Here is an 11844-nt window from a genome sequence, read left to right as displayed (position 1 = left end):
ATTAGAGTGAGGGAAAAGCAAATGTTAGAACGTTATACTCGACCTGAGATGAAAAAAATTTGGACGGATGAAAATCGTTATCAAGCTTGGCTAGAAGTGGAAATATTGGCGGATGAAGCTTGGTCAGAATTAGGAGAGATTCCAAAAGAAGATGTCCAAAAAATTCGTGAAAATGCTTCTTTTGATATTCAAAGAATTTTAGAAATCGAAGAAGAAACTAGACATGATGTAGTTGCTTTTACTCGAGCAGTTTCAGAATCTTTAGGAGAAGAAAGTAAATGGGTTCACTATGGTTTGACTTCAACAGATGTCGTTGATACTGCCTATGGTTATTTGATGAAGCAAGCAAATGATATCTTAAGAGAAGATTTACAACATTTGACAGACATCATTGGTGAAAAAGCGAAAGAACATAAATATACGGTAATGATGGGGAGAACTCATGGAGTCCACGCAGAACCAACTACTTTTGGTTTGAAGTTGGCATTATGGTATTCAGAAATGAAACGTAACGTTGAGCGTTTTGAACATGCAGCAAAAGGAGTAGAAGCTGGTAAAATCAGTGGAGCAGTGGGGACTTTTGCGAATATCTCGCCTTTTGTTGAAGAATATGTCTGTGACAAATTAGGAATTCGTCCTCAAGACATTTCTACTCAAGTATTACCAAGAGATTTACATGCAGAATATTTAGCAGCGATGTCTTTAGTTGCGACAAGTATTGAAAAATTTGCAACAGAAATTCGTGGTTTACAAAAATCTGAAACAAGAGAAGTAGAAGAATTTTTTGCAAAGGGGCAAAAAGGATCATCTGCAATGCCTCATAAACGTAATCCAATTGGTTCAGAAAATATGTCTGGTTTGGCTCGTGTCGTTCGTGGACATATGATCACAGCTTACGAAAATGTTTCCTTGTGGCATGAACGAGATATTTCTCATTCTTCTGCTGAGCGAATTATTATTCCAGATACAACTATTTTGTTAAATTATATGTTAAATCGTTTTGGTAATATTGTTAAAAATCTAACGGTTTTCCCAGAAAATATGAAACGCAATATGGATGCAACATTTGGTTTGATTTACAGCCAACGTGTGATGTTAAAATTAATTGACCGTGGATTGACTAGAGAAAAAGCCTATGACTTAATTCAACCAAAAACAGCAGAAGCGTGGGATAATCAAACTTTATTCAGACCATTGTTAGAAGCGGATTCAGAAATTATGAATATTCTAACAACAACAGACTTAGACGACGCTTTTGATTACCATCATCATTTACAAAATGTGGATGTCATTTTTGAACGTGTAGGTTTATCAGAATAAAAAGAAACAGACGGTACGGAGAGCAAATGCTCAATGTATCGTCTGTTTTTAATTGATTGTATATACAGATTTCTGTTCATTTTTTAGTTGTTTTTGAATTTCTCGGTAAATTTGTTGAACAAAACTTAAAGAAATCTCTTCGAAATTGTAAAAAACTTCAACGTAGGAATATTTTTGGAACAAGTTACTCTCTTGAACTTGCCGAAGAATAATTTCATCGTTGCGGTGATTCTTTAACTGAATGATTTGGTTACAAGTAATGTAATTTTTAAAAAAAGAAAAATTTTTCGTCTGATTAATTGGTTTGGTAGGGAATTGATTAAATTGGGGCAAAACATCTGCTAGTGTATCTAACAGTTCCTTTTTGTCTTCAGGTGTTAGATAAGAGATAAATTGCCTAACTTCGTCACAAGAATCTACCATACATTTTCTCCTCCTTTTTTCAAGTGTCAGAACCTGTCAATATAATAACATTACTGAGAAGTGATGTAAACGCTTCACAAGTGAAAAGTAGAGAAAGTATATTGTTTAAATACGAACGATTAATATATTCTAATGATAAAATGTAAAGTTTCATTTGACGTAAATGTTTTTAGAGAGGTAGAATTGTCTTATAATAAACCTAAAAGAGGTGGATCATGGAAAAGCAAAAGTTAATCTATGAAGGAAAAGCGAAGAATATTTATGAGACCGACGATAATACATTGTTTCTAGCAGAATACATTGATCAAGCCACAGCTTTAAATGGCCTGAAGAAAGACTATATTAAAGGGAAGGGTCAAATGAATAATCAAATTACTTCCTTAATTTTTGAAAAAATGAAGGAAAAAGGAATTCCTAATCATTTTGTGGGAAAAGTTTCAAAAACCGAACAATTAATTAAAAAAGTAGAAATTTTCCCTCTAGAAATTGTCGTTAGAAATATTACAGCAGGAAGCTTTTGTAAACGTCTAGGTTTGGAGGAAGGGCTAGAACTACCATTCCCTATCATTGAATTTTATTACAAAGACGACTCATTAGATGATCCATTTATTAATGAAGAGCACATTAAATATTTAGCAATCGCAACAGAAACTGAGATTCAAGAGTTGAAAGATTTAGCTTTAAAGGTAAATCAGGCTTTGAGTGAATTATTTACAGAAATTGGTATTAAATTAGTTGATTTTAAAATTGAAGTAGGCAAACTATCTAATGGTGAGCTGTTGCTTGCGGATGAAATTTCACCAGATACTTGCCGCTTGTGGGACGAAAAGACGAATGAACATTTGGATAAAGATGTCTATCGAAGAGATTTGGGAGATATTATCCCGATTTATCGAGAAGTGTTGGAACGATTAGAAAAAACAGTTGTTAACAAGGGATTATAAAAATTAAGTACCGATTTGGTATAGGAGGAATTTCAAAATGTATTTGGTAAAAGTCTATGTAACTTATAAAGAATCAGTATTAGATCCTCAAGGAGAAGCAGTGAAAGGTGCAGTTCATCGTCTAGGTTTTGATGAAATTGAAGAAATTCGTATTGGTAAATATTTTGAAATAAAAGTAAATCCTTCTGAACGAGAGGTTAATGAACTAATCGAAGAAGTTTGTGATAAATTGTTAGCGAATGTCAATATGGAAACCTATCGTTTTGAAGTTTTAGCAATGGAGGAAGTATAAGCATGAAATTTGCTGTTATCGTTTTTCCAGGTTCCAACTGCGATATGGATATGCTATGGGCAATCAAAGATATTATGGGAGCGGAAGCAGAGTATGTTCGTCATGATGCCGATTCTTTAGAAGGTTTTGACGGAGTGTTATTACCGGGTGGTTTTTCATATGGAGATTATTTACGTTGTGGTGCGATTGCTCGTTTTTCTAATATTATGAAAGAAGTGATTCGTTTTGCCGAAGAAGGGAAACCTGTATTTGGTACATGCAATGGTTTTCAAATTTTAACAGAGGTAGGACTATTGCCAGGTGCTCTACGTAGAAATGATTCTCTTCATTTTATTTGTAAAATGACCTCTCTAAAAGTTGTCAACAATCAAACCAAATTTACTTCTGAATATGAACAAGATGAAATCATTCAGATTCCAGTAGCTCATGGTGAAGGAAACTATTATTGTGACGAGGAAACATTAAAAAAATTAGAAGAAAATCAACAAATTATTTTTAAGTATAAAGAATCGATTAATGGAAGTGTCGCAAATATTGCTGGTATTTGTAATGAGGCGGGAAATGTTTTTGGTATGATGCCTCACCCTGAACGTGCGATGGAATCTTTGTTAGGTTCAGAAGATGGGAAAAAATTTTTTGCCTCTATTTTAAAAAATTTTGGGAAGGTGTCTGTTTAAATGATAAGAGTAGAACCAAATCCACAAGAAATCAAAGAGCAACGAATTTACGCAGAATGGGGATTAACTGACGAAGAATATCGAATGATTTCAGAAGATATTTTAGGTCGCTTACCCAATTACACAGAAACAGGGCTTTTTTCAGTTATGTGGAGTGAGCATTGTTCTTATAAAAATTCGAAACCTGTTTTACGAAAATTCCCAACAGAAGGACCACAAGTGTTGCAAGGACCTGGAGAAGGTGCTGGGATTGTTGATATTGGTGATGGTCAAGCTGTTGTATTTAAAGCAGAAAGCCATAATCATCCTTCTGCAGTTGAACCTTATGAAGGAGCTGCCACAGGTGTCGGTGGAATTATTCGTGATATTTTCAGTATGGGTGCCCGCCCAATTGCGATTTTAGATTCATTGAGGTTTGGGGAATTAGACAACCAGCGAACCAAATATTTGTTGGAAGAGGTTGTTGCAGGTATCAGTGGTTATGGAAATTGTATTGGGATTCCAACTGTTGGAGGAGAAGTTCAATTTGATCCTTGTTATGAAGGGAACCCTTTAGTCAACGCGATGTGTGTTGGGCTAATTAACCATGAGGACATCCAAAAAGGTCAAGCCAAGGGGATTGGCAATAGCATTATGTACGTTGGAGCAAAAACAGGTCGTGATGGGATTCATGGAGCGACATTTGCTTCAGAGGAATTTGTCGAAGGCGAAGAGCAGCAACGTTCTGCTGTGCAAGTTGGAGACCCTTTTATGGAAAAATTGTTACTAGAAGCTTGTTTAGAGTTAATTCTTGAGCACAAAGATATCTTAGTTGGGATTCAAGATATGGGAGCTGCTGGTTTGGTTTCTTCTAGTGCCGAAATGGCTTCGAAAGCAGGTTCTGGTTTGAAACTATATTTGGACAATGTTCCTCAACGAGAAACAGGAATGACTCCTTATGAAATGATGCTTTCTGAGTCTCAAGAACGAATGTTAATTTGTGTTAAACAAGGCTTTGAAGAACAGGTAATCCAATTATTTGAAAAATATGAGTTAGATGCGGTTTCAATCGGTGAAGTAACGGCAGACGGTTTATATCGTTTGTATCATGAAGGAGAAGAAGTTGCCAATTTGCCAGTCGATGCTTTGGCAGAAGAGGCACCTACTTATTACAAAGAGTATCAAGAACCTGCTCGGATGAAAGAGTTTGCTCAAATGCCGAATTTTGTCCCTGAAATTTCAAATCCTACAGATACTTTGTTAGAGTTATTACAACAACCAACGATTGCTTCAAAAAAATCTATTTATGAAACCTATGATTCTCAAGTTCGAACCAATACGGTCGTTCCTCCAGGAAGTGATGCGGCAGTCTTAAGAGTTCGTGGAACCAATAAAGCACTTGCGATGACGACTGACTGTAATAGTCGTTATCTTTACTTGAACCCGGAAATTGGTGGACAAATTGCTGTAGCTGAAGCTGCTAGAAATATTGTTGCCAGTGGAGGGAAACCTTTAGCAATTACCGATTGTTTAAATTACGGTTCTCCAGATAAACCAGAAGTTTTCTGGGAATTATGGACTTCTGCGGATGGCATTGCTGAAGCTTGTCGTGTATTAGACACACCAGTTATTTCTGGAAATGTTTCTTTATACAATGAGACCAACAATAAAGCCATTTATCCAACGCCTGTTATTGGGATGGTTGGTTTAATCGATCAACTGAATCATATTACGACACAAGATTTTAAAAAAGCTCAAGATCTTATTTACGTGGTCGGCTCAACAGCAGATGATTTTAGTGGAAGTGAAATCCAAAAATTACAAACAGGAAAAATTGAAGGTCAGTTGTTGAATTTTGATTTGACTGTTGAAAAAGCTAATCAAGAATTAGTTTTACAAGCCATTCGTGCCGGTTTAGTTGCAAGTGCTCATGATTGTGCGGAAGGTGGTTTAGCCGTAGCTTTAACTGAGAGCGCGTTTAAAAACAATTTAGGTTTAGATGTTCAAGTTGATGTATCGAAAGAAGCTCTTTTCTCGGAAACACAATCAAGATTTGTTCTTAGTATTTCTCCAGAACAACAAAAAGAATTTGAAACCTTGGCAGGAGCAAAAGCAACACTTCTTGGAAAAGTGACTTCGGATAATCAAATTCATATCCAAGCCCAAGACGGTGAAATAAATGTTGGAACATCAAAAGCTAAGCAGCTTTGGGAGGATGCTATTCCATGTCTTATGAAGTAAAAAGTTTAAATGAGGAATGTGGTGTTTTTGGTGTCTGGGGACACCCTGAAGCTGCACGAGTGACGTATTTTGGTCTACACAGCTTACAGCATCGAGGTCAAGAAGGTGCCGGAATTGTTTCTAACAACAATGGCAAGCTTTTCGGCCATCGAAACTTAGGTTTATTAGCGGAAGTTTTTTCTGACGAAAATAAATTAAATAGACTTCAAGGAAATGCTGCTATTGGGCATGTTCGTTATGCAACAGCCGGAAATGGTAGTGTCGATAATATTCAACCTTTCTTATTCAAATTTTATGATAGTCAAATTGCTTTGGCCCACAATGGGAATTTAACAAATGCCAAGTCTTTAAGAAGAGATTTAGAGAAAAATGGCGCAATTTTTCATTCAAATTCAGACACTGAGATTTTGATGCATTTGATTCGAAAAAGTAGTAAAGAAACGTTTATTGAAGCGTTAAAAGAAGCATTAAATCAGGTAAAAGGTGGCTTTGCGTATCTACTAATTAATGAAAATGAAATTGTAGCTGCTCTTGATCCGAATGGCTTCCGTCCTCTTTCAATTGGTCGCATGAAAAATGGTGCCTATGTGATTGCTTCAGAAACTTGTGCTTTAGAAGTTAGTGGTGCTGAATTTATTAGAGATGTGCAACCTGGTGAGATTGTACGAATTGACGATAATGGAATCACAATTGATTCTTTTACAAAAGATACTCAATATGCGATTTGCGCCATGGAATATATCTACTTTGCACGTCCTGATTCGAATATTGCGGGTGTCAATGTTCATACAGCACGTAAAGAAATGGGCAGAATTCTTGCAGAAGAGGCACCGGTTGAAGCGGATATGGTCATCGGCGTTCCTAACTCTTCACTTTCAGCAGCCAGTGGTTATGCGGAATATTCAGGTAGTCCTTATGAATTGGGATTGGTAAAAAATCAATATGTTGCACGAACCTTTATTCAGCCCACACAAGAATTACGGGAACAAGGAGTTCGTATGAAATTATCAGCAGTTAGAGGGGTTGTGGCTGGAAAACGTGTGATTTTAGTGGATGATTCAATTGTGCGTGGAACAACTAGTCGAAGAATTGTGCGTTTGTTAAAAGAAGCAGGAGCCAAAGAAGTACATGTCCGCATTTCCTCGCCACCATTAAAATATCCATGTTTTTATGGAATCGATATTCAAACACGTAAGGAATTAATTGCTGCAAATTATACAGTAGAAGAAATCAGAGAAGCGATTGAAGCTGATTCTTTGGCTTTTCTAAGTGAACAAGGTTTGATTGATGCGATTGGTTTGAATTTTGATGCACCCTATAATGGTTTGTGTATGGCGTATTTTAACGGAGATTATCCGACGCCTTTATATGATTATGAGCAAGAATATCAGGCTTCATTAGTTGAAATTGATTAAAAAAAGGGAGAGATTAAAGTGGGAAACGCATATGCAAAAGCCGGAGTTGACGTTGAAGCAGGTTATGAAGTAGTCGAACGTATTAAAAAACATGTCGAAAAAACAGAACGGCTGGGAGTAATGAGTGCTTTAGGTGGCTTTGGCGGTTGTTTTGATTTAAGCGTGCTTGATGTGAAAGAACCTGTTTTGGTCTCTGGAACTGATGGAGTCGGGACAAAATTACTTGTTGCTATTCAAGCAGATAGCCATGAAACGATTGGTATTGATTGTGTAGCAATGTGTGTCAATGACATTGTCGCTCAAGGAGCGGAGCCTTTATATTTCTTAGATTATATTGCCACAGGTAAAAATATCCCAGAACGATTGGAAAACGTAGTTGCCGGCGTTGCAGAGGGTTGCTTACAAGCAGGCGCTGCTTTAATTGGTGGTGAAACAGCTGAGATGCCCGGAATGTATGGAGAAAATGACTATGATTTAGCTGGTTTTGCTGTAGGGATAGCTGAAAAAAAACAATTAATTACTGGAGACAAAATAAAAGAAGCTGATCTTTTGATTGGACTTCCTTCTTCAGGCATTCACTCAAATGGCTATTCCTTGGTTCGAAAAATCTTTTTTGACAAACATTCATTTGATTTGTCCGATCAACCTCAAGGACTAACACGTTCTCTAAAAGAAGAGTTATTAATACCTACTAAAATCTATGTTTCTGCTTTATTACCTTTGATAAAAAAAGAGCTAGTTAATGGCATTGCACATATTACCGGAGGTGGCTTTGTAGAAAATATTCCTAGAATGTTATCTGATGATTTGGCGGTAGAAATTAATCAAGGAACCTGGCCAGTTCTACCGGTTTTTTCAACACTCGAAACCTATGGAGAAATTCCTTCTGAAGAAATGTTTGAAATTTTTAATATGGGAATCGGGATGGTTTTAGCAGTATCTCCAGAGAATCTAGAAGAAGTACAAGAAATTTTAGCTACTAAAAATGAGGAAAGTTATCTGATTGGCCATGTGACAAATCGTGTTGATCAACCTATCCATATTAAAGAGGAAAAATCATGAGAATTGCAGTGATGGCATCTGGAAATGGAAGTAATTTTGAGGCGATTGTTCAAGCAGCTAATCAAGGAGGGATACAAGGTGATATAGCTTTGTTATTCTGCGATCAAAAAAAAGCCTATGTTTTAGAGCGAAGTCAAAAATTAAATGTTCCTAGTGTTCAATTTTCACCAAAGGATTTTCTTTCAAAAGCCGACTATGAGAGAGCTTTAAAAGACTTGTTTTTAGAACATCAAATTGACTTAATTATTTTAGCGGGCTATATGAGAATTATTGGTCCAACATTACTAAAAGCTTTCCCGAAACGAATGATCAATATTCATCCCTCATTATTGCCGAGCTTTCCAGGCTTACATGGAATTCAGGAGGCTTACGATTATGGAGTGAAAGTGACTGGTATTACGATTCATTACATTGATGAAGGAGTGGATACTGGACCAATTATTATGCAAGCAACTGTAGACGTTTCTTCTTCAAAAACAGTAGAAGAATGGGAAGAAAAAATTCACCAATTAGAGCATGTAGTGTATCCTAAAGTTATTGGAGATATTGTAAAAAAACTATTAACTAATGAGGAGTAGAGAAATGACAAAAAGAGCCTTAATCAGTGTATCGGATAAAACAGGAATTGAAGATTTTGCTAAAAATTTAGTAGCCAATGGAATTGAAATTATTTCAACTGGCGGTACGAAAAAAGCCTTAGAAAATGCTGGGATTCCAACTCTTGCGATTGAAGAAGTGACAGGATTTCCTGAAATGATGGATGGTCGTGTTAAAACACTACATCCTAAGATTCATGGAGGTCTTTTGGGCCGTCGTGATTTGACTTCTCATATGGATGCGATGACACAGCATGAGATTCATCCGATTGATTTTGTAGTTGTTAACTTGTATCCGTTTAAAGAAACGATTCAAAAAGAAAATATTTCTGAAGAAGAAGCAATTGAAAATATTGATATCGGTGGGCCTAGTATGTTACGTTCGGCTGCTAAAAACTTCGCTTCTGTTACAGTAGTTGTTGATCCAATTGACTATCAACCAGTGTTAGATGAACTATCAACTAATGGTGAAACTACGTTAACAACTCGTAAAAAATTAGCTGCAAAAGTCTTTCGTCATACTGCTAGTTACGATGCTTTAATTGCTACCTATTTAACGGAATTGACTGAAGAGATTCCTGAAAAGTTAACTTTAAGTTATGAATTAAAACAGACTTTAAGATATGGGGAAAATAGTCATCAATCAGCGGCTTTCTATAGTGATAGTTTGCCAAAGTCTTATTCAATTGCCTCTGCTAAACAGCTTCATGGCAAAGAATTATCCTATAATAATATTCGTGATGCGGATGCGGCGATTAGAATCGCTAGAGAATATACAGAACCCACCGTTGTCGCTTTAAAACACATGAATCCTTGTGGAATTGGGATGGGTGAAACAATTTTTGATGCCTATGTAGCTGCTTACGAAGCTGATCCAGTTTCTATTTTTGGTGGAGTTGTCGTTTTAAATCGTGAAGTTGATTTAGCAACAGCAGAAAAAATGCATCAATTGTTCTTAGAAATTATCATTGCCCCTGCTTTCTCAGAAGAAGCTCTATCACTCTTAACAAAGAAGAAAAATGTTCGTTTGTTAACATTAGATTTTTCAACAACCGAAAATCAAGATTCAGAAGTTGTGTCAGTTCTAGGTGGTTTATTAGTTCAAACTCAAGATACTGTGACTGAAAATCCGACTGATTGGCAAGTAGTAACGAAACGACAACCAAGCTCTGAAGAATTGAAAATGTTAGATTTTGCATGGAAAGCAGTTAAACACGTTAAATCCAATGCTATTTTACTGGCAAATCAAAATCAAACGGTTGGGATTGGTGCTGGTCAGATGAATCGAGTAGGTTCAGTAAAAATTGCCATTGAACAAGCAAAGGATAGTGGTAAATTACAAGGTGCAGTTTTAGCTAGTGATGCCTTTTTCCCAATGAGTGACAGTGTAGAGTATGCTGCTAAAAATGGCATTAAAGCAATTATTCAACCTGGAGGAAGTATCAAAGATCAAGAATCAATTGATATGGCAGATGAATACGGCGTAACGATGCTCTTCACAAATGTACGTCATTTTAGACATTAATTCATAAGGAGCGAATAAATGAAATTATTAGTGATTGGCAGTGGTGGAAGAGAGCACGCCATTTGTAAAAAGCTTCTAGAAGACACTAACGTCTCAACTGTTTTTTGTGCAAAAGGAAATCCTGGAATGAAACGAGATGGGATTCAAGTGATCGATATTGAAGAAGATAATCATCAGCAATTAATTGCTTTTGTCAAAGAACAACAAGTTGATTGGACATTTGTAGGGCCGGAAGTTCCGCTAATCAATGGGATTGTCGATGACTTCAAAAAAGAGGGCTTAAAAATATTTGGCCCATCTCGCCAAGCAGCAATGATTGAAGGTTCGAAAGAATTTGCAAAAATTTTGATGATTGATAATCAAATTCCAACAGCGGATTTTAAAAGTTTTGATGAACTACAGATGGCAAAAGAGTATGTCCTTGAAAAAGGAGTACCCATTGTAATTAAAGCGGATGGTTTAGCTGCTGGTAAGGGTGTAGTCGTTGCCGAAACAATTGAAACAGCTTTTGAAGCATTAGAAGATATGTTAGAAGGTAATAAGTTTGGTTCGAGTGGTTCAAAAGTGGTTATTGAGGAATTTTTAGCGGGAGAAGAGTTCTCATTTTTAGCTTTCGTTGACGGTGAACAAGTTTATCCGATGGTGATCTCGCAAGATCATAAACGAGCTTTTGATGGTGATCAAGGACCAAATACTGGTGGTATGGGTGCCTATTCTCCTGTGCCTCAAATTTCTGAAGGAATGATTGAACAGGCTTTTCAAGAGGTATTGATACCAGCTGCCAAAGGAATGGTAAAAAGAGGGTTACCTTTTACAGGTGTTTTATATGCAGGTTTGATTGCAACTGAAACAGGTCCAAAAGTGATTGAATTTAACGCCCGCTTTGGCGATCCAGAAACTCAAGTGGTCTTGCCTCGATTGGAAAGTAGTTTAGCCAAAGCCATCACGAATTTATTAGCCCACAAAGACCCGGAATTGCTATGGAATGATCTTTCAACTCTAGGTGTGGTAGTAGCGGCAGAAGGTTATCCAAAAGACTATGTAAAAAATGTTGCTATTCCAGAGCTTTCTGATAAACAGGTCCAAATTTTTTATGCCGGAGTTTCAGAAGATTCCAAGAATTTGCTTAGTAACGGAGGAAGAGTCTTTCTTGTTCAAGGGCAGGGAAGTGATTTATTGGAAGCAAAAGAAAATGTTTATCGTTTTCTAGATTCCGTGGAATTGTCAAAACTATTTTATCGAAATGATATTGGTTATAAAGCACTAAATAGCTTAGAATTATAATAAAATAAAGGTACGACGTGTCATTAACAGGTCGTACCTTTATTTTATTCTGTCTGTAGCGTTTTCAGTAAGTTGTGTTAAAATGG

Annotated in this window: 11 protein-coding genes; 10 read left to right on the top strand and 1 reads right to left on the bottom strand. The window is 36.5% G+C overall.

Translation table 11 applies throughout. The features are described from left to right. Nucleotides 1-21: 21 nt before the first annotated feature. Nucleotides 22-1320: an adenylosuccinate lyase gene (gene purB / locus AC4BBX_RS02955; protein WP_490454982.1), complete on the top strand. Its 1299-nt coding sequence runs from the start codon at nt 22-24 to the stop codon at nt 1318-1320. 48 nt (nt 1321-1368) lie between these two features. Here the strand turns inward: purB and AC4BBX_RS02950 are convergent, their stop codons facing one another. Next, entirely contained in the window at nt 1369-1743 is a 375-nt protein-coding gene (locus tag AC4BBX_RS02950) for a hypothetical protein (RefSeq protein ID WP_490454981.1), read from the bottom strand. 215 nt (nt 1744-1958) lie between these two features. On the opposite strand from AC4BBX_RS02950, the gene purC reads away from it, so the two are divergent. From purC to purD, 9 genes are read left to right on the top strand one after another with little or no spacing between them, the layout of a single operon-like run. After that, complete coding sequence (purC, locus tag AC4BBX_RS02945; RefSeq protein ID WP_490454980.1) at nt 1959-2687, top strand: phosphoribosylaminoimidazolesuccinocarboxamide synthase; 729 nt, start codon at nt 1959-1961, stop codon at nt 2685-2687. A 37-nt stretch (nt 2688-2724) separates the two neighbouring features. Continuing rightward, complete coding sequence (purS, locus tag AC4BBX_RS02940) at nt 2725-2979, top strand: phosphoribosylformylglycinamidine synthase subunit PurS (protein ID WP_490454979.1); 255 nt, start codon at nt 2725-2727, stop codon at nt 2977-2979. Between the two features lie 2 nt (nt 2980-2981). Next, nucleotides 2982-3656 carry a phosphoribosylformylglycinamidine synthase subunit PurQ gene (gene purQ, locus AC4BBX_RS02935; RefSeq protein ID WP_490454978.1) on the top strand — a complete coding sequence of 225 codons (675 nt, stop codon included), beginning with the start codon at nt 2982-2984 and terminating at the stop codon, nt 3654-3656. Continuing rightward, a complete protein-coding gene (purL, locus tag AC4BBX_RS02930) occupies nt 3657-5876 on the top strand; it encodes a phosphoribosylformylglycinamidine synthase subunit PurL (protein ID WP_490454977.1) in 2220 nt (739 codons plus the stop codon). Next, complete coding sequence (gene purF / locus AC4BBX_RS02925; protein ID WP_490454976.1) at nt 5861-7291, top strand: amidophosphoribosyltransferase; 1431 nt, start codon at nt 5861-5863, stop codon at nt 7289-7291. Before purL ends, purF begins: the two co-directional genes overlap by 16 nt. Nucleotides 7292-7309: 18 nt before the next feature. Beyond that, nucleotides 7310-8353 carry a phosphoribosylformylglycinamidine cyclo-ligase gene (gene purM / locus AC4BBX_RS02920; RefSeq protein ID WP_490454975.1) on the top strand — a complete coding sequence of 348 codons (1044 nt, stop codon included), beginning with the start codon at nt 7310-7312 and terminating at the stop codon, nt 8351-8353. After that, nucleotides 8350-8931: a phosphoribosylglycinamide formyltransferase gene (gene purN / locus AC4BBX_RS02915; RefSeq protein WP_490454974.1), complete on the top strand. Its 582-nt coding sequence runs from the start codon at nt 8350-8352 to the stop codon at nt 8929-8931. The genes purM and purN overlap by 4 nt, the downstream gene beginning before the upstream one ends. A gap of 4 nt (nt 8932-8935) precedes the next feature. After that, nucleotides 8936-10474, top strand: a complete 1539-nt coding sequence (gene purH, locus AC4BBX_RS02910) for a bifunctional phosphoribosylaminoimidazolecarboxamide formyltransferase/IMP cyclohydrolase (RefSeq protein WP_490454973.1) — start codon at nt 8936-8938, stop codon at nt 10472-10474. 18 nt (nt 10475-10492) lie between these two features. Further along, a complete protein-coding gene (gene purD / locus AC4BBX_RS02905) occupies nt 10493-11758 on the top strand; it encodes a phosphoribosylamine--glycine ligase (protein ID WP_490454972.1) in 1266 nt (421 codons plus the stop codon). The last annotated feature ends 86 nt before the right edge of the window (nt 11759-11844 follow it).

Source organism: Enterococcus sp. AMC1157, from assembly GCF_058216555.1.
The sequence above is the reverse complement of the archived record's forward strand: the minus strand, read 5'-3'. Positions and strand labels throughout refer to the sequence as shown.